Raw genomic sequence first — 19,048 nt, 5'->3', positions numbered from 1 at the left:
TCTGCCCGTTCCCCAGGGGGCCGCGTTCCGGAAGAAGACCCGGGCCGCGGCCCTTCCCCCTTTTCTGCTGTCAGGAGCACACACCATGGGATTCCGTTCCAAGCGCCGCGCCATCCCGGCGAAGACACCGGGCGAACTCGACGCCATGCAGGCCGCCGGCGAGGTCGTCGGCCGCGCACTGCAGGCCGTGAAGGCCGCAGCGGGGCCGGGGGTGAACACCCTCGAACTCGACCGGGTCGCCGAGGCCGTCATCCGCGATGCCGGGGCAGTCCCCAGTTTCCTCGGTTACCAGGGTTTCCCGGGATCGATCTGCTCCTCGGTCAACGACGTCATCGTCCACGGCATCCCCACCGATGAGGACATCCTCGAGTCGGGCGACCTGATCTCCATCGACTGTGGTGCCACGCTCGACGGCTGGGTGGGGGACTCGGCGTGGTCCTTCGGTATCGGGGAGGTGGACGAGGACGTGGAGAAGCTCAATCAGGCCACCGAATGGGTACTGGCCGAGGGGCTGAAGGCGATGGTGCCCGGCAACCGCCTCACGGACGTCTCCCACGCCCTGGAGACCGCCACCCGGCGCGCCGAGGAGAAATTCGGCGTGAAGCTCGGGATCGTCGACGGCTACGGCGGCCACGGCATCGGCCGTGAGATGCACGAGGAGCCTTATCTGGCCAATGAGGGACGTGCCGGCCGGGGACCGCTCATCCAGGCAGGTTCAGTGCTCGCCATCGAGCCGATGCTCACCCTGGGCACGACTGATTCCGCGGTGCTCGACGATGACTGGACCGTGGTCACCCTCGACGGTTCCTTCTCCGCCCACTGGGAGCACACCGTCGCCGCGACTGAGAACGGCCCACGGATCCTCACTCCCCGCAGGTGAGACCAACCCCACAATGGGGTTTCAGCCGGTGGAATCGGTTGTGGGGGCTTATACTTCAGGGCATGAGTTCCATCTCCCGTCGCCTCACCGGCCTCCTCGCCTCTGTCGCAGCCGCCGCAACGCTGCTCGTTGCCCCTGTGGCCGCGCAGGCGCAGCCCGCCCTGCCGGATGCCTCTTCGAACGTCGCCGACGCGGTGGGTTCTTCACAGCAGGATCTGCGTGATTCGGCATGGAGCACCCGCACCCAGATCCACCAGCAGACCTCCGCACTGCACCCGCAGGCGGCCAATGCCGTACGCGGGGCCTATGACGCAGCCATTGAGAGCGCGTTCCCGGGCCTGATCAACCAGCGCACCGAGGCCGCCCGTCCGAAGCCGCAGCCGGCACCCGCGCCCGTGGGCACCCCGGCGATGAACACCGGCCCCTGCCCGGCGGACGCCAAGGTCTGCGTCGACATTGATGGCCGCCGTACCTGGCTGCAGAACAATGGTCAGGTCTACTACGGCCCCGTCGCCCATGCTCCGGGTAAGCCGGGCCAGGAGACCCCGCGCGGCACCTTCTGGGTCAACCGTAAGGTCAAGGACGAGGTGTCCTACATCTTCAACAACGCCCCGATGCCCTACGCCGTGTACTTCACCTACAACGGCCATGCCTTCCACCAGGGCAACCTGGCCTACGAGTCTGCGGGCTGCATCCGCCTCAACCCCAACGACGCCGTGACGTACTTCAACGACCTGCAGATCGGCGACAAGGTCTTCATCTACTAGTACCGGCCGAACAGCAGAACACAGAGAACAGGAGAGGGGCCCGGCGTCAGCCGAGTCCCTCTCTGCTGTTCCCGGCCCTGCCTGGCAGGGGTGACCTGCGGGAAAAAGAAGGACGGGTCAATGTTGTCGGTTCACCGGTTGTTTGGTATTTAGGACCCGCGCGTGTAACCTTTGACAATGGTGTATACGCAGTTCGCGTTATGCCACCCTTTTGCAGTGGAAAACTAAGGGGCCGGCCCTGAGCCGACTCCGGGAATGTGGAGGATATGGCTAAGGAAGGCGCCATCGAGGTTGAGGGTCGCATTGTCGAGCCCCTGCCGAATGCAATGTTCCGTGTCGAGCTCGACAACGGGCACAAGGTTCTCGCTCACATCAGTGGCAAGATGCGCCAGCACTACATCCGTATCCTGCCCGAGGATCGCGTCGTTGTGGAGCTGTCTCCGTACGACCTGACCCGCGGACGCATCGTCTACCGCTACAAGTAAAGCAAACCGCCTCCCTACTCCACGGCATTCGCCGCGGGGTTGCTCAACGCCGCCCCTGCGAGTGTCACACTCACCTTCGGCCACGGTGGCTGGAGCCCCACGAATCACGGTCCATCGCCCGGTCATCGGTCCGGGAAAAGCACCGTCTGGTGGGGATGAGTAGGGAGAAAACCACCGTAACAACCCGAAAGGTACGTACCACATGGCACGTCTTGCTGGTGTTGACCTCCCGCGCAACAAGCGCATGGAGGTTGCACTCACTTACATCTACGGCATCGGGCCCGCCCGTGCCGCCAAGCTTCTCGAGGAGACCGGCGTCTCTCCCGACCTGCGCACCGACAACCTGACCGATGATCAGGTTGCCGCTCTCCGTGACGTCATCGAAACCTCCTGGAAGGTCGAGGGTGACCTCCGCCGCGAGGTTCAGGCTGATATTCGTCGCAAGATTGAGATCGGCTCCTACCAGGGCCTGCGCCACCGTCGTGGCCTGCCCGTCCGGGGCCAGCGCACCAAGACCAACGCACGTACGCGTAAGGGTCCGAAGAAGACGATCGCCGGAAAGAAGAAGTAGAATATGCCTCCGAAGACTCGCTCTGGCGCACGCCGTACCGGCCGTCGCGTCGTAAAGAAGAACGTGGCCCAGGGCCACGCCTACATCAAGTCCACCTTCAACAACACCATCGTGTCCATCACGGACGCCTCCGGTGCTGTGATCTCCTGGGCATCCTCCGGCCACGTCGGGTTCAAGGGCTCCCGTAAGTCCACCCCGTTCGCCGCACAGATGGCCGCCGAGAACGCTGCCCGCAAGGCAATGGACCACGGCATGAAGAAGGTCGACGTGTTCGTCAAGGGCCCGGGTTCGGGCCGCGAGACCGCAATCCGTTCCCTCCAGGCCGCCGGCCTTGAGGTGTCCTCCATCTCGGACGTGACCCCCCAGCCGCACAACGGCTGCCGTCCGGCCAAGCGTCGTCGCGTCTAAGAAAGGAAGAGGTAAGCAGATATGGCTCGTTATACCGGTCCTGTAACCCGTAAGTCCCGCCGCCTCCGCGTCGACCTTGTCGGCGGAGACATGGCGTTTGAGCGTCGCCCCTACCCCCCGGGTCAGGCTGGCCGCGCCCGCATCAAGGAGTCCGAGTACCTCCTGCAGCTGCAGGAGAAGCAGAAGGCTCGTTTCACCTACGGCGTGATGGAGAAGCAGTTCCGTCGCTACTACGCCGAGGCCAACCGTCGTCCGGGTAAGACCGGCGACAACCTGGTCATCCTGCTGGAGTCCCGCCTCGACAACGTCGTCTACCGTGCCGGACTGGCCAAGACCCGTCGTCAGGCCCGCCAGCTGGTGTCCCACGGCCACTTCCTGGTCAACGGCAAGAAGGTCAACGTCCCGTCCTACCAGGTGTCGCAGTACGACATCATCGACGTGCGTGACAAGTCCCGCCAGATGATCTGGTTCGAGGAGGCACAGGACTCCCTCATCGACGCCGTTGTCCCGGCCTGGCTGCAGGTCGTTCCGTCCACCCTGCGCACCCTCGTGCACCAGCTGCCCGAGCGCGCCCAGATCGACGTTCCGCTGCAGGAGCAGCTCATCGTCGAGTTCTACTCGAAGTAATTCTTCACCCGGACCGGCGCACGCCGGTCCGGGTTGGAATCCTCTCAACTGCAATCCTCATTTTCTTCAACGACGTCAAATAGCGGGCGTCGACAAAGGAGAGTCTCATGCTCATTTCCCAGCGTCCTGTGCTCACCGAGGAGTACATCGACTCTGCTCGTTCCCGGTTCGTCATTGAGCCGCTCGAGCCCGGTTTCGGCTACACCCTCGGCAACTCGCTGCGCCGTACCCTGCTGTCGTCCATCCCGGGCGCAGCCGTCACCTCCGTCAAGATCGATGGTGTGCTCCACGAGTTCACCACGATCAACGGTGTGAAGGAGGATGTCTCCGAGATCATCCTCAACATCAAGGGTCTGGTCCTGTCCTCCGACTCCGACGAGCCGGTGGTCATGTACCTGAGCAAGGAAGGCCCGGGAGAGGTCACCGCCGGCGACATTCAGCCGCCGGCCGGTGTGGAGATCCATAACCCGGAGATGCACATCGCGACCCTCAATGAGCAGGCACGTCTGGACATCGAGCTGATCGTGGAGCGTGGCCGTGGCTACGTTCCGGCGTCCATCACCGGCGGCGGCGGAGACATCGGCCGGATCCCGGTCGACCAGATCTACTCCCCGGTGCTGAAGGTCACCTACAAGGTCGAGGCCACCCGTGTCGAGCAGCGCACGGACTTCGACAAGCTGATCATCGACGTCGAGACCAAGAACTCCATCACCGCCCGCGATGCAGTCGCCTCCGCAGGCAAGACCCTCGTCGAGCTCTTCGGCCTCGCCCGTGAGCTCAACACCGCCGCCGAAGGCATCGAGATCGGACCCTCCCCGCAGGAGACCGAGTACATCGCCGCCTACGGTATGCCGATCGAGGACCTGAACTTCTCTGTCCGTTCGTACAACTGCCTGAAGCGTCAGGAGATCCACACCGTCGGTGAGCTCGCAGAGTGCACCGAATCAGATCTGCTGGACATCCGCAACTTCGGTCAGAAGTCCATAAACGAAGTGAAGATCAAGCTCGCCGGCCTGGGTCTGACCCTGAAGGATGCCCCTGAGGATTTCGATCCCTCCACCCTGGAAGGCTACGACGCCGAGACCGGCGACTTCGTCGACAACGACGGAGACGCAGCCGAGGATTCCGAGTAGCACGCCCAGCCGGGCCCCGGCACTGACGCCGGGCGCCCACGCGCTCAACACACACGTACCCGAGGAGTACCAACATGCCTACCCCCAAGAAGGGCACCCGTCTCGGCGGCGGCGCAAGCAACCAGAAGAAGATCCTCTCTAACCTGGCTGCCGCGCTGTTCGAGCACGGTGCTATCAAGACCACCGACGCGAAGGCCAAGACCCTGCGTCCCTACGTGGAGAAGCTGATCACCAAGGCCAAGGACGGTTCCGTCAACGCCCGCCGTCAGGTGCTCGCCGATGTTCCGCAGAAGGACGTCGTGGCCTACCTCTTCAACGAGCTGGCCCCGAAGTTCGAGAACCGTGATGGTGGCTACACCCGCATCATCAAGCTCGAGAACCGCGCCGGTGACAACGCCCCGATGTCCCAGATCTCCCTCGTTCTCGAGGAGACCGTGAGCTCCGAGGCTTCCCGCGCCACCCGCGCGGCCGCCTCCAAGAAGGCCGCTGAGGAAGCGGCCGAGGAGATCCCGGCTGAGAACGTCGAGGTCAATGCCGAGGACACCGCCGCAGATCCGACCGAGCCCGCCGAGGGCGACGTCTCTGCTGAGGCTCCGGCCCAGGAGGGCTCCGTTGCCGAGGCCGAGGCCGAGGTCAAGTCCGAGGAGACCGAGAACAAGTAGTTCGCGGTCCCACCCGGCACCACCACAGCGCCCCTTCCCCCGCATCAGCGGGAGGAGGGGCGCTGCGCCTTTCCCCCTCCCGCAGCCGGTAACCTTGGTTCCCATCATGGACACTGATCTCATCCGCCTCCGGCTCGACCTGGCCTACGACGGCACCGACTTCCACGGCTGGGCTCGCCAGAAGGCACAGGACGGTGCCCCGCCGCTGCGCACCGTGCAGGGGGTGCTGGAGGAGGCGTTGTCGCTGATCCTGCGTATCGACGCCGTCCTCACCGTCGCCGGTCGCACCGACGCCGGTGTGCACGCCGCCTGGCAGGTGGCCCACCTCGATGTGCCGGCGGACCGCCTGCAGCAGCGCACCATCGACGGGGACCCCATGCGGCTGGTCCGTCGGCTGGCGCGTCTGTTGCCCGACGATGTCCGGGTCCACGCCATCACCTTCGCCCCCGATGGTTTCGACGCCCGGTTCGCGGCGCTGCGCCGTCATTACGTCTACCGGCTGACCACCCACCCCCGGGGTCCGCTGCCCACCCGGGCCCGGGACACGGCGCACTGGCCGAAGCCGGTGGACATCGGGGTCATGCAGGCGGCCGCTGACGTGCTGGTGGGCCTGCACGATTTCGCTGCCTTCTGCAAGGCCAGGCCGCACGCCACCACCATCCGGGAGCTGCAGGCCTTCACCTGGCACGACGTCTCCACTTCTCTGGAGCCGCAGCTCTACGAGGCCCACGTGAGCGCGGACGCGTTCTGCTGGAACATGGTGCGCTCCCTGGTGGGCACGTGCCTGACGGTGGGGGAGGGGCGTCGGGAAGCGGAGCTGCCCGGGCAGCTGCTGCAGGAGAATGAGCGCTCGCCGATCATCCCCCTGGCCCCGGCGAAGGGGCTGAGCCTCGTCGGCGTGGACTACCCGGCCGATGATGAGCTGGCCGGGCGAGCATACATCACCCGTGACAGGCGTAAGCTCTAGGACTTTGATGCCACTTGGGTGAGTCCGTGAGGGGCCTGTGAAGGCGTGAGTTGTAGACTCAGGCTTTGTTTGAACGGTCTGTGCCGTGAGTTGGTCCTAATATGAGGCCGGAAAGGCTGGTGTCTGGGGTGGAGATGTTCCCGCTGGTGCTCGTCGCAGCCCTGGTGTTCAGCGTGCCGGGTGCGATCCTGGGCTGGGCGTCGGGACTGAGGTTGCCGTGGGCGGTCGCCTCCTCGGTACCGGTGAGCTTCGGTATCTTCGGGCTGGGGGCGTGGGCCCTGGGGCAGATGGAGATCCGTTACACGTGGGGGACGTTCCTGGCGTTCTGGCTGGTGGTCCTCGTGCTGGCCGCCCTGTGGCGGGGGGCTTTCCTGCTGCTGGGCCGGCGCCGCGCGCGCCGCGTCACCGCCCGGGTGGGAGACAGCGGTGAAGGTGAACCTCCGGAGACTCCAGGGGACCAGGAGCACACGGAGGAAGCTCCGCGGCGTTCCCGCCAGGGTGGCCTGCTCGACCCGGGGTGGCTGCTGCCGGCTGCCGGCGCCCTGACCGGGATGTGGCTGTTCATCGACCGCGGTCTGGAGTTCTTCCGGGATGTGCCGGGTGAGCTGGAGAATATCGTCCAGGGTTGGGACGTGCACTGGCACGCCTCGATGGTGCGCTGGTTCATGGATGAAGGCATCGCGGATCCCACCCGGCAGGGCGAGCTGCGCAACATCGAGAGCGGCAACGACATGTACTACCCCTCGGCGTGGCACGTCGGCGCGGGGCTGGTCGGCGAGGCCGCAGGCATCAGTCCGATTGCCGCGTTGAACCTCACCAGCATCGTCCTGCCGGGCATGCTGCTGCCGTTGTCGGTGGCGATGATCGCGTGGAAGATGGTGGGCCGCGGTGGCCTGACGGCCCAGCTGGCGGCAGGTATCGGCGGCATCGCCGTCTTCGCCTCCCCGGTGCTCATGTGGATCGGTTATTACGTCGGCGCCTGGCCCTACCTCGCGGCGGTGGCGGCCTCGGGTGTGGTCATGGCGCTGTTCATGCATGTGCCCTACCGGCCGGTGGCGGCCTTCGCGGCGATGCTCTCGCTGGCGGGCATGGTGCAGCTCCACCCCTCGGCGGTGACCATCGTCGTGCTGGCGCTTGCGCTGTGGTGGCTGCTGTATCTGCTGTGGGCGCCCTCCCGGAAGGCGGCGACCCTCGGCGGGAAGGTGCTGGTGCGCCTGCAGGACGTCGGTTGGTTGGCGCTGGCCGGTGGCGTGGGCACCGCGATTCTGGTGCCGCAGCTGCTCAGCGGCACCAGCGAGGGGGAGGAGGTCTCGTCCTTCACCGCCTTCGAGGACGTCACCCGCGCGGAGTCGTGGGCGAAGGCCTTCGAGATGCAGACCCGCCACACGGACATGTTCCCGGACCTCAACCAGACGCCGCTGCTGTGGCTGGCGGGCATCGGCGGTGTGGCGCTGATCCTGTGGCGCCGTAACCTGTGGGCCCCGCTGTTCTGGTTCGTCTCCGCGGCGATGACGGCCAACTCCCTCAGGCTCTTCGAGGAGCCGTGGGGTGACTGGCTCAACATCATCGGCAATCTGCACTACGCCACGGCGCACCGTCTGGTCATGCCGGTGGCCATGTTCGCCTTCGCCGCCGCGGGAGTCGGCCTGGCGGTACTCATCCGTCTCATCAGCCTGGCGCCGTTGCGGATGAACGGCACGTGGACCCGGGTCTCCGTCGCGGTGTCCGTCATCCTGGGCATCGGGGCCGGTTACGGTACCGCGGTGTGGGCGACCCGCGACTCTGTCATGGAGGGGGCGGAGTGGTCGATCAACGCTCCGCGCCACGATGACCGTATGGTCAACGCCGCAGACATCCGGGCCTTCGAGTGGCTTGCGCAGCAGCCGCACGCCTATGAGGGCACCATCTTCGGTGAACCCGCCGACGGCCACGGCTGGATGTACGCCTACAACGGTCTGCCCTCGGTCATGCGCCACTATCTGTGGCCCAACGTCGACCGGGCCTCGGCCACGGATCTGCTCTACTGGCATCCCAACCTCATCGGGGTGGGCAACCACGGTGACCCGGAGCAGATCAACAACGTGGACAAGGCCGCCCGGGAGTTGGGCGTGAACTTCTACTTCGTCTCCCCGTGGAGCTTCTGGGGTTTCCAGGAGCCGCGCTTCGAGATGATCGACGGGCTCTGGGAGACCCCTGGCGTCACCCCCGTGTACCGGGACCAGAACGTCGCTGTTTTCGCCGTCAACCAGGCCTTCACCGACGCGGAGCTGGAACAGATGCGGGAGCCGGGCAACTCCCCGGAGGAGCTGCCGCCGCTGCTTCTCGACGCCGGGGGTGACCCCGTCTTCCACCGGCCCAGCAAGCTGGATCAGGGTGGAGAGGATGCCCTGGCAACCCCCGGCAACCCCGCGACGGATCCCGCTCCGGTTGAGATCCCCGCGACCCGGCCTTAGTCTGACGGCGGTATAACCCGCCCGTCACGGGGCGTTGAGTCATCAAGGGGGAGATGACATGAGTTCCACAGTGCTGCCCACTACCCGGGCGCAGGTGACCGGACACCGGTTCCTGCGCCGCCGGGTCGAACACGGTCTGGTCTTCGGTGACATCCGGATGATCCACGACCCGTTGGCCACCCGCCACCGGGCGATGCTCTTCGGTCTGGTGGCCACCGTCCTCATCGCCGTGGGTGCGGGTCTGCTCGCCTGGCTGCGACCGGCGGCGGATCCGGGTGACGCACCCATCCTGCAGACCTCCGAGGGCGCGTTGTTTGTGCGTGTCGATGATCGCGTCCACCCCGTGGCCAACCTCGCCTCCGCCCGGCTCATCGCCGGGGAACCGGCTGAACCCGCCCGCATCGGCGCAGAGCTGCTGGCCGCCACTGATCGGGGTGTGCCCCTGGGCATCCACCCGGCCCCGTTGGTCCTGGGCGGGGAACCGGCCGGTGATCTGGTCTGGTCCGCCTGCCACCGTCAGGATTCCGGCACCGTCACCGTCGCGGTGGGGGACCACGTCACTCCGCTCGGCGGCCACCGGGGCGTGCTGGCCACCACTGAGGGGGTGGAGTGGCTGCTCACCACCGCCGGGCGCAGGCAGCTGCCGGACCCGGCGACAGAGGAGGGGCGCATCATCCGCCGGGCCCTGGGGATCACTGCGGACACCCCGCGCTGGGAACCTCCCGTGGAGGTGCTCAACGCCGCGGCAGAACTGGAGCCGCCGCGCCTGCCGGACCCGCTGCCCGGAGAGATCCTCGACACCGGTGCCGGCCGGTGGGCCCGGATGCCGGACGGGATCGCCCCTGTGAGCGGCACCCAGGCGGAGATCCTGGCGGACGCCGGGGTGCCGGTGCGCAGCGTGCCCCGTGCAGAAATTTCCGCCCACCCGGACGCGGAGCTCCACCTGTCCCTTCCTGAGGTGGCTCCGCTGTGGCTCGACCCGGCGGAACTTGCGGTGTGCGCCACCGACGTGGGGAAGGTGACCACCCTGCGGCCCGGGGAGCACCGTCCCGTGACGCTGTCGGGAGAGGGGACGGCAACCGAGTTCCTCAGCAGCCTACCCGGGGCCGTGGCGGTGGACACCGGGCACAGTCTCCACGTCATTGACACCACCGGGCTGCGTCACCCCGTGTCCCACGCTGCTGACCTGCAGTCGCTGGGTCTCGGTGAGCCGGCAGCCGCACCCTGGCCGGTGATCCGGTTGCTTCCGGAGGGCGCGCCCTTGAACGCGGCGACCGCCGTGGGGGCAGCCTACTGAAATCCATACAGGTATGACCATAGGGCGGGAACAGGTCGCGGTCCCCGTTCGTTAGGTATTCATGGCTTCTATGCGACAGATGGTCTCCTACCGGGTGGACAGACTCGCGCACACCCACACGAACGCCAAGGACGGCCGCTACGGCTACCTCGTGCGGCCGCTCACTCTCATCCTCGGCTGGTCCGTGCTGATCATCGGTCTGATCACCATCCCCCTGCCCGGCCAGGGCTGGCTGACCACCTTCATCGGGGTGGGCATCCTCTCCCTGGAACAGGAATGGGCCCGAAGCCTCCTGGGTTACGGGGTGCGTCTCTACGACCGGTTCCACTTCTGGTTCAACCGCCAGCCGCAGCTCTTCCGGATCCTCGCCACCACAGCCCTGATCGTCCTCATCTGGGTGGTCTTCTTCGGTGTCACCTGGGGCGCCTGGCGGATGGGCAACCTCGACTTCCTCACCCCCTACGCGCACCGGATCGGCCTGGTGCGCTGAACCCGCTGAGCCCGCGCAACAGCACCCCCGCCAGCACCATCACCCCGAGCCCGCCCACGATTGCCGCGGCCCTGCCCGGCGCCTGCGGGACAGGGCTCTCCTGCTTCCCGATGCCCACTTCTCTGCCCGCCACCGCATAGTCCCCGGCCAGATGGGTGAGTGTGGCCTGCGGATCCACCACCCCGTGCCCCGGCTGTGCCGCCTGGCGGATGCGTTCCCGGATCTGTGCGGCCGATTCGTGCGGATACCGCTCCCGCAGCAGCGCCGCCACCCCCGAGACCACCGGCGCCGCGAAGCTGGTCCCCTCGAAACCGCTCTCCTGACCCCGGTCGTCCACCACCCCGGAGGCCCAGCCCACACCCGTAGGAGACGGTCCCACCGCGACCCGGCCTGGCGCGGCGACCTGCCCCACCCCCGGCATGACATAGTCGGCCACCGCATGCGGGTCCTGCGGATGCACCGCCGCCACCGCGAGCACGGTCTCCTCCTGGGCCGGATGGACGACCATGCCCGGCTGGCAGACCGAACCGGCGTTGCCGGCCGCGGCGACCACCACCGCCCCCTCGGACTCAGCGCGGTCCAGGGCGTCATGGAGGGGGCGGGCGTCGAGAAGCACTCCCGCATCCAGGCAGGAGACGACAGAGACGTTGATCACCTGCGCCCCGGCGTCGAGCGCCTCATGGACCGCCGCGGCCAGACCCGCCAGGGTGCCGGCGGCACCGCCGTCGACCTGCCGGTGGTGGGCGCTGGACTGGCGGATGCTCAGGATCACCGCGCCGGGGGCGATGTCAGTGACCACCCCGGCCACGACGGTGCCGTGGCCGTCGCAGTCCAGGTGGGGATCCGGGGCACCGGGGCTGACCAGATCCGCGACAGGCTCGACCCGCAACCGGGGGTGGGCGGCCACACCCGTGTCGATGACCGCCACCCGCACCCCCTCCCCGCGGGCCAGACGGTGCAGATCCGTGTCAGGCTGCGCCGGGGCGGGGGCCTCGACCGGTCGCGTGCACGGCACATCCGGCACCTGCGCCGCCGCCGGAACAGCGGCGGTCAGGGCCAGCAGCAGACCCAGGCTGAACACCACCCGCCTCATCCCAGCCCCCGGATGAGCACGAAGAGACCGGCCAGGTGCGCCGCCAACGGCAGGGAGGCAGCCAGGGCGAGGGATTCGGCGCGTTCCCACCACACCAGCGCCGTCGGCTCCAGGTCCGGCACCCGCGGCGCCCACACCGGTGCGCCCAACCCCACACCTGCCAGAACCAGGGCCACGGCCCACTGCAGAGGATTCCCCGGTTCGGCGGCCGCCACCGCCCCGGCCACGCACGCCACCAGGCCGACCAGCATCCAGGACCACGCGGCCACCGCCTGTCGGTGCCGGGCAGCGTGCAGGAGAACCGTCCCGGCCACCGCCACACACAGGGCCTGCGCGAAACCGCCGCCGTGGAGGCCGATGACCGCCAGCGTCGGGATCATCGCCCCCGCCGCACCGAGCGCGGCACCCTCGTGCAGGTGCCGGGCGCGCCGGGCACGGGCGTCCACATCCGGCTGCACCTCATCCGCCACCCCCAGGTCCTGCCCCGCCGTGGGCAGCCGGGGGACCCGCAGGCCGGCAGTACGCGTCGCCAGGCCCGGGAGCTGCCCCATGAGCACCACGCCGGCGGCCAGCACCAGGGCGGCGGAGGCCACACCCGGTTGCGCGGCATGACCGGGCAGGAAGGCGCCTGCGGCAGCAACCGAGGCCATACCGAGCACCGTCGCCGAGGCCGCGGCGGTGCGCGCCCCGATTCCGGCGACCACCACCGTGAACAGCAGCATCACCGCGGCAGCGGCCACAGCCGTCAAGGCCGCCAGACCCAGCGTCGCAGGTTCCGCAGCCTCCTCCGGCCGGGCGGCCTCGAGCACGCCGGCACCCGCCGCTGAGCCGGCCAGTAGCACGGCCACCGGCGCCAGCACCCGGACCGTGCGCCGCACCACGAGCACTGTGACCGCGGCGATCGTGGCCAGCGCCAGGGCCTGGGCGGTCGGGAGCAGGCCCACCCCCACCGCCAGCACTGCCGCCACCCCGGCCACCGCACCGGCGGCGGCCAGGCCACCGGTGCGGGCCTCCCCGGCGGATTCCGACAGCGCCTCCGCAGCATCCCGCACCACCGGCGCGACCGCCTCGTGGCGCGGGGTGAGGACGACCACGGCACCATGGTCCAGCGGGGTCTGGTGCAGCGGCACCGCCGGGTCCAGGGTGGTACCGGCGGCGGTCGTCGCCTGCCAGGGCCGGGAGATCCGGGGTGCGCCCACCAGGGTGACGATCTCCGGGATCACCTCCGCCAGCGTCGAACCCGCCGGCAGGGCCAGGTCCGCCTCCCGGTGGTAGGTGCCCACCTGGAAACGGACGGTCAGGCGCAGGACATGGTCGACGGACACGGTTCTTCCCCCTGGTCTTGTGCGGACACACCCCCTGTGCGACCGCTCCACCGGGCATTGTCACCCGGCCCCGCCCCACTGTCCACCCGGCGCGTGGCCGCCCCCTGACCTAACATGTCGGGCACACGCCCCGTGCGTCCGTGCCCTCTCATTGTTTCCGGTTGGGGTGACCGGCAGGCCGGACGCACATCAGGGGGCGGTCGATCAGGGGGACAGGTATGTCAGTACTCGGGGTCAGTGACATCGTCAGCAGGGTCGTGGAGCCGCTCACGCCTGCCGAACGGGAACCCGCACCACCGTTGCCGCAGGGGACTATTGCGGCGGAGCAGGTGCCGGCGGCGCACCGTCCCGCCCCGGTGCCCGTCCTGCGGATCCTCATGCCGGTGGTGATGGTTGCGGCGATGGTGGCGATGGTCGCCCTCATGATGCTCGGCGGGGCCGGGGCGAATCCCATGATGCTCATCCTCCCGCTCATGCTGGGTATGTCGATGCTCATGATGTTCTCCCCGCCGCAGGGCGAGGATGTCGACGAGACCCGCCGGACCTACCTGCGCCATCTCGGCGCGCTGCGGGAGAAGGCCCTGGTCAACGCCGCCCGGCAGCGGGCGCACGAGTTCCACCGCCACCCGGGCCCCGATGAGCTGTGGAGCCGGGTGGACAGCCGCCGCCTGTGGGAACGCGGTCCCGATGACGCCGACACACTTGAGATACGCATCGGGCTCGGCGACACCGCCCTGTGCACGCCGGTGGAGGTGCCCGACGCCGGGGCGGCGGAGGATCTCGACCCGGTGTGCGCGGTGAGCCTGCGGCGCACCGTCCAGGCGGTGGGCAGGTGCCCGCGGATGCCGGTGGCGGTGCAGCTGCAGGCCTTCCGCTTCCTCGGCGTCGCCGGGCCCGGGGCAGGCGACCTGGCCCGGGCGGTGGTGGCACAGCTGGTGGTGGCCCACGGCCCGGAGACCGTCGCCGTGGAGGTGGTCGGGCAGGGCTGGGACTGGCTGAAATGGTTGCCGCACACCCGCCATCCGGAGCAGGCCCGCCACCGCATCCTCGTGGTCGACCACACCACCACGACCGGGACCGAGCCCTACCTTGACGACCCCACCTGGACCACCATCATCGACGTCGGTTCCCGGGCGACCACCGCGCTGGGGATGCGCGCCGAGCAGGAGGGGCTGGCGCTGAGCGCCGACGGGGAGCTGTCGGCCCACACCGCGGTCGGCGTGGAGACCCTCGGCGTCGCCGACGGGCTGGATACCGCCGAGGCGGTCATCCTGGCCCGGGCGCTGACCCGTTACCGCCGCCCCGACACCGCGGCCCCCGGCGCCGGCGGCCGGGACCTGACCTCGCTCATCGGCCTGGCCGACATCGAGCAGCTCACCCCGGAGACGATGTGGCCGGGTCGGGAGCTGAGCCGCCAGCGCCTCGTCGTGCCCATCGGCACCACTCCGCAGGGTGCACCCGTGCGCCTGGACCTCAAGGAGTCCGCTCACGGCGGTATGGGTCCGCACGGCCTGTGCATCGGGGCGACCGGCTCGGGCAAATCGGAACTGCTGCGCACCCTGGTGGTCTCCCTCGCCGCGACCCACAGCCCCGATGAGCTCAACCTCGTCCTCGTGGACTTCAAGGGTGGGGCGACCTTCCTCGGCTGCGAACGCCTGCCGCACACCTCGGCGGTGATCACCAACCTCTCCGATGAGGCGGTGCTCGTGGAGCGGATGTTCGATGCCATCTCCGGTGAGCTCAACCGCCGCCAGGAGGTGCTGCGGGAGGCGGGCAACTTCGCCAACGTCACCGACTACACCACCGCCCGCCTGTCCGGCCGCGGGGATCTTCCGCCGCTGCCGGCCCTGGTCATTGTGGTCGACGAGTTCTCCGAGCTGCTCGCCACGCACCCCGACTTCGCCGAACTGTTCGTCGCGGTCGGCCGACTCGGTCGCTTCCTGCACGTCCACCTGCTGCTGGCCAGCCAACGCCTCGAGGAGGGCCGCCTGCGCGGCCTCGATTCGCACCTGTCCTACCGCATCGGCCTGAAGACCTTCTCCGCGGCCGAATCCCGCCAGGTCCTCGGCGTCACCGACGCCCACCACCTCCCCGCCCAGCCGGGCGCAGGCTTCCTCAAGCACCACGCCGAGGACATCACCCGGTTCCAGGCGGCGTACGTCTCCGGCCCGCTGGAACGTCGTGACGTCACCGCCCTTCCGGGAGCGCCGGGCAGGGTCGCGCTGTTCACCGGTTGGGAGCAGTTCGAGCAGACCGAGGCACCGCTGGTCGTCGACGAGTCCACGACGCTTCTTGACACCGTCGTCGACCGCGCCTGCGCCACCGCCCGGGCCCGCGGGCAGTCCGCGCACCAGGTGTGGCTGCCGCCGCTGCCACCGGTGGTGGAGCTGGCCGGGGTGGCCGAGGAGGTGGGGGAGCTGGCGGCCACGATCGGCATCATCGACGTGCCCTACCATCAGCGCCAGGACCCGCTGATCCTGGATCTGTCCACCGGCGGTGGACATGCGGCGGTGTGCGGTGGTCCGCAGACCGGCAAGTCCACGGCGTTGCGCACCATCGTCGCCTCGCTCGCGGCGACCCACACAACGGCGCAGATCCGCTTCTACGTCATCGACCTCGGCGGGGGCCAGCTGGCCACCCTCGACCGGCTGCCGCATGTGGCGGGGGTGGCCGGGCGTGGGCAACCGGAACGGATCCGGCGCATCCTCGATGAGGTCACCGCCCTGGTGGAGGAGCCGGAGGAACGCCACACCTTCCTCGTCGTCGATGGTTGGCATGCGGTGGCGGCGGACCATGAGGACCTGCTGGAGCCGCTCACGTCCCTGGCGGCGGACGGGCCGTCGAGACGCGTGCACCTGCTGGTGTCCACCCCACGGTGGACGGTGCTGCGCCCGGCGGTCCGGGACCTGATCACCCACCGTCTGGAACTGCGCCTGGGTGAGTCGATGGATTCTCTCGTCGACCGGAAGGCACAGCAGAAGCTGCCCGCCCTGCCCGGCCGGGGCCTGGATGAACACGGCCGGCAGATGCTCATCGCGCTCAGCTCCAACCAGGACCTGGCGCACATCGCCACCACCGCCGCCGCGGCAGGACAGGAACCGGTGCCGGCGCTGCGGGTGCTGCCCACCGCTGTCCGACTGGCCGAACTGGAACCTGCCGCCGGCATCATGCTGGCGGTGGGCGGACCGCGGCTGGCCACCATCGCCTGGGAGCCCGCCACCACCCCGCACCTGGTGTGTGTCGGTGGGCAGGGTGCGGGCAAATCGACGCTGCTGACCACGGTCATGGCCGGGATCAGTGCGCTGGGCCGGGCTGCTGCACGCATGGTCGTCATCGACCACCGGCGCGCCCACCTGGGGGCGGTGGACGAGGGGATGCTCGCCGCCTACTCCGCCACCACCACGGCCACCGCCACGGTGCTGACGGACACCGTGGCCACCCTGAGTGCCCGCCTGCCCGGCCCGGACATCACCCCGGCGCAGCTGGCGTCCCGCGACTGGTGGGAGGGGCCGGAGATCTTCCTGGTCATCGACGACCTCGACCTGGTCGCCGACCATGAGCTGATGCGGTTGACCGAGCTGCTCCCTCACTCCCGGGACATCGGCCTGCACCTGGTCCTGGCACGTAAATCGGGCGGCATCGGCAGGGCATTGTTCGGCCCCTTCCTCTCCGCGGTGCGGGACCAGACCCCGGCGGTCCTGCTTCTCGACGCCGACCGCGAGGAGGGTGCCGTATTCGGCATCCGCCCCGCACCCCAGCCACCCGGCCGCGGCACCTGGCAGGTGCGCGGGGAGACGGTGGGCATCTGCCAGGTGGCGACGGCGGGGGACAAGCCGGGGGAGGAGTCATGAGCGCCCCGGCCGTTCCGGATGTCCTGACCATCACGGTCCTGGAGAGCGCGACGATCTTCGAGGGCCCCGACACCATCTACCGCTATGACCTGCCGGGTACCGGCATCATCGATGGCTGGGCACTGGCTGCCGTGATCGACCAGGCCAGGGAACTGTGCAGCCTCGACTGGCCGGATGTGGAGATCATCGTCGACGCCGATGAGCCCACCACGGAGCTCCTCACCCGCACCCTGCTGAACAAGGGGGTGGCGGCCTACCCCAGCGAGGTGCTCCATGAGACACCCCTGCCGGAGCCGGAGTCCCGGGAGGTGACCGTCACCCGTCCCACCCGACGGGCGGGTCAGCACCGGCTGCGCGGCGGGATCTCCCCCTTCCATCTGGTCACCGCCGCCGTCGTCCTGGTGATCGTGGGTCTGAGCCTGTGGGTCGTGGGTGGCCCCTCCGGGGCGGAGGAGCAGCCGGCTCTGCCGCCGGTGCCGAGCAGCTCCGCCCCCGGCCCCGACCCGGAGAAGAACAGTGCGGGGAAGGAGACGTCGGCAATCCGGGAACCGGAACCCCCGAAGGCAGTGCTCGAACATGAGCACCTGCGGGTCGTCGTCCCGGCCGGTTTCCAGCTGGAGGACCGTGGCGACGGGCTGCTGGCCACCGGGGATGACCCGGGCCTGCGCATCCACCTGGCCGCTGACCCGGTGTACTCCGTGCCCGCTGAGACGGTGGCGGCGCAGATCCACACCATGGTCGAGGAGGATCACACCCTCCACCCCCTGGAACCGGAACGCGCGGCCCGCGGGCTGGAGGTCATCCGCTACCGCGAACTGCCCGGCGACGATTCGGAGGTCACCTGGAGCACCTGGGTCGAGGACGGCCATCAGTTCTCCGTCGGTTGCCACACCCGGCAGACCCCGACCATCCCGCAGGAGGCGGCCTGCCGCATGGCGGTGGATTCCGTCGAACTGACCGGACGTGTCTGAGCTGTACAGACACAGATGCGGAAAGAATTCCCGCGGACCCGGGAACCGCAGGCGTGTTTTCACAGTCCAACAATGATGAGAGGGCCCACCGGGCGGCCTTTTCGGGGGAGCGATCGGGGAGGGACCCCGGCACCTGAGTCAATCACCACACCAATTCGGGAGGGATGGCCACCATGAGCCAAATGTTCAGGACCGAAGCCGATGTGATGCTGGCGACCGCCGGCCACGTCGACACCACCAACAATGAGGTACAGGGCGAGCTGACCCGCCTGCAGGGCGTCGTTGACGGCGTCCGCGGCAGCTGGGCCGGCAACGCCCAGGTTTCCTTCGACGGGCTCATGCAGCGGTGGAACACCTCCGCTCGCGAGCTGCGGGAGGCGCTGACCAGCATCTCGGAGAACATCCGGCACAACGCACGGGGCTTCGATTCCATGGAGGCCCAGAACACGCAGGCCTTCTCCAACGTCGGCGGCCAGGGCCTCGCGCTCTAGGGCGCAGCCACCACACCAGGAAAGGGTCCAGAAGAATAATGAACGCGATCAAGTACCAGTTCGGCGCCATCGAGGCCGCCGCCGCAGACATCAACGCCAGCTCAGGGCGGATCAACGCACTGCTGGATGACCTCAAGTCCCAGCTCCAGCCGATGGTGGCGACCTGGGAGGGTGATTCCGCGCTGGCCTACCAGGAGGCCCAGGCGAAATGGGACCGCTCGGCCGCGGAACTCAACACCATCCTCGCGACCATCTCCCGCACCGTTTCGCAGGGCAATGAGCGCATGAGTGACGTCAACCGGCAGGCCGCCGCGAGCTGGGGCTGAGTCGGCCACGCGCTGACTGCTCAGACCCGGTCCGGTCCACCCGTCAACCACGGGGCAGACGCGGAATCTGTCACCACCGGACCGGGATCCGCTACGTGGTGGCCCGGGCAGGCCGCCACCTGACTCCACCGACCGCCTCCGACCGGCCACTTCTCCAGCAGAAGGTGCCACGGAGGCGGTTTGGGTTTTCCGGGGCAGTCCCCTACACTAAAGCGGTTGTGTGCGCTGTGCGCGGGTCCCCACCGGCCGCC

The 19,048-nt window shown here is 68.8% G+C and carries 18 protein-coding genes; 16 read left to right on the top strand and 2 right to left on the bottom strand.

The window, feature by feature from the left end:
* Positions 1–85: 85 nt before the first annotated feature.
* From map to EAH68_RS04500, 12 genes are all read left to right on the top strand, one after another.
* Positions 86–880: a type I methionyl aminopeptidase gene (gene map, locus EAH68_RS04555; protein ID WP_126120149.1), complete on the top strand. Its 795-nt coding sequence runs from the start codon at positions 86–88 to the stop codon at positions 878–880.
* 62 nt (positions 881–942) lie between these two features.
* Positions 943–1,647: a L,D-transpeptidase gene (locus tag EAH68_RS04550; protein ID WP_126120148.1), complete on the top strand. Its 705-nt coding sequence runs from the start codon at positions 943–945 to the stop codon at positions 1,645–1,647.
* A gap of 266 nt (positions 1,648–1,913) precedes the next feature.
* A complete protein-coding gene (gene infA, locus EAH68_RS04545) occupies positions 1,914–2,132 on the top strand; it encodes a translation initiation factor IF-1 (RefSeq protein ID WP_003854422.1) in 219 nt (72 codons plus the stop codon).
* A 202-nt stretch (positions 2,133–2,334) separates the two neighbouring features.
* Positions 2,335–2,703, top strand: coding sequence for a 30S ribosomal protein S13 (gene rpsM, locus EAH68_RS04540; RefSeq protein ID WP_126120147.1), 369 nt, complete (start codon positions 2,335–2,337; stop codon positions 2,701–2,703).
* A gap of 3 nt (positions 2,704–2,706) precedes the next feature.
* A complete protein-coding gene (gene rpsK, locus EAH68_RS04535; protein ID WP_126120146.1) occupies positions 2,707–3,111 on the top strand; it encodes a 30S ribosomal protein S11 in 405 nt (134 codons plus the stop codon).
* 21 nt (positions 3,112–3,132) lie between these two features.
* On the top strand, positions 3,133–3,738 hold the full coding sequence (gene rpsD, locus EAH68_RS04530) for a 30S ribosomal protein S4 (protein WP_126120145.1): 606 nt from the start codon (positions 3,133–3,135) through the stop codon (positions 3,736–3,738).
* 107 nt (positions 3,739–3,845) lie between these two features.
* Positions 3,846–4,871, top strand: coding sequence for a DNA-directed RNA polymerase subunit alpha (locus EAH68_RS04525; protein ID WP_126120144.1), 1,026 nt, complete (start codon positions 3,846–3,848; stop codon positions 4,869–4,871).
* Between the two features lie 74 nt (positions 4,872–4,945).
* Positions 4,946–5,533 carry a 50S ribosomal protein L17 gene (rplQ, locus tag EAH68_RS04520; RefSeq protein WP_126120143.1) on the top strand — a complete coding sequence of 196 codons (588 nt, stop codon included), beginning with the start codon at positions 4,946–4,948 and terminating at the stop codon, positions 5,531–5,533.
* A 106-nt stretch (positions 5,534–5,639) separates the two neighbouring features.
* The gene (truA, locus tag EAH68_RS04515; RefSeq protein ID WP_126120142.1) at positions 5,640–6,500 is read left to right on the top strand and encodes a tRNA pseudouridine(38-40) synthase TruA; all 861 of its coding nucleotides are present in this window, start codon (positions 5,640–5,642) and stop codon (positions 6,498–6,500) included.
* Positions 6,501–6,634: 134 nt separating this feature from the next.
* Positions 6,635–8,953 carry a DUF6541 family protein gene (locus EAH68_RS04510; RefSeq protein ID WP_241228308.1) on the top strand — a complete coding sequence of 773 codons (2,319 nt, stop codon included), beginning with the start codon at positions 6,635–6,637 and terminating at the stop codon, positions 8,951–8,953.
* Between the two features lie 58 nt (positions 8,954–9,011).
* Positions 9,012–10,250 (top strand): type VII secretion protein EccB, encoded by a 1,239-nt coding sequence (gene eccB / locus EAH68_RS04505; RefSeq protein WP_126120140.1) that lies wholly within the window; start codon positions 9,012–9,014, stop codon positions 10,248–10,250.
* A gap of 61 nt (positions 10,251–10,311) precedes the next feature.
* Complete coding sequence (locus EAH68_RS04500) at positions 10,312–10,740, top strand: TIGR02611 family protein (protein WP_126120139.1); 429 nt, start codon at positions 10,312–10,314, stop codon at positions 10,738–10,740.
* Here the strand turns inward: EAH68_RS04500 and EAH68_RS04495 are convergent.
* Positions 10,703–11,824, bottom strand: coding sequence for a S8 family serine peptidase (locus EAH68_RS04495; protein WP_164546401.1), 1,122 nt, complete (start codon positions 11,822–11,824; stop codon positions 10,703–10,705). The two genes, EAH68_RS04500 and EAH68_RS04495, sit on opposite strands and share 38 nt — an antisense overlap.
* 5 nt (positions 11,825–11,829) lie before the next feature.
* On the bottom strand, positions 11,830–13,158 hold the full coding sequence (gene eccD / locus EAH68_RS04490) for a type VII secretion integral membrane protein EccD (protein WP_164546400.1): 1,329 nt from the start codon (positions 13,156–13,158) through the stop codon (positions 11,830–11,832).
* 218 nt (positions 13,159–13,376) lie between these two features.
* On the opposite strand from eccD, the gene eccCa reads away from it, so the two are divergent.
* From eccCa to EAH68_RS04470, 4 genes are all read left to right on the top strand, one after another.
* Entirely contained in the window at positions 13,377–17,009 is a 3,633-nt protein-coding gene (gene eccCa, locus EAH68_RS04485) for a type VII secretion protein EccCa (protein WP_126120136.1), read from the top strand.
* A complete protein-coding gene (locus tag EAH68_RS04480) occupies positions 17,006–17,980 on the top strand; it encodes a type VII secretion-associated protein (protein ID WP_126120135.1) in 975 nt (324 codons plus the stop codon). Before eccCa ends, EAH68_RS04480 begins: the two co-directional genes overlap by 4 nt.
* Before the next feature lie 173 nt (positions 17,981–18,153).
* Positions 18,154–18,471 carry a WXG100 family type VII secretion target gene (locus EAH68_RS04475; protein ID WP_126120134.1) on the top strand — a complete coding sequence of 106 codons (318 nt, stop codon included), beginning with the start codon at positions 18,154–18,156 and terminating at the stop codon, positions 18,469–18,471.
* Positions 18,472–18,509: 38 nt separating this feature from the next.
* Positions 18,510–18,797, top strand: a complete 288-nt coding sequence (locus EAH68_RS04470) for a WXG100 family type VII secretion target (RefSeq protein WP_126120133.1) — start codon at positions 18,510–18,512, stop codon at positions 18,795–18,797.
* Positions 18,798–19,048 lie beyond the last annotated feature (251 nt).

It is taken from the genome of Corynebacterium hylobatis, assembly GCF_003955685.1.
In the GTDB taxonomy this organism is placed as follows: domain Bacteria; phylum Actinomycetota; class Actinomycetes; order Mycobacteriales; family Mycobacteriaceae; genus Corynebacterium; species Corynebacterium hylobatis.
The sequence above is the reverse complement of the archived record's forward strand: the minus strand, read 5'-3'. Positions and strand labels throughout refer to the sequence as shown.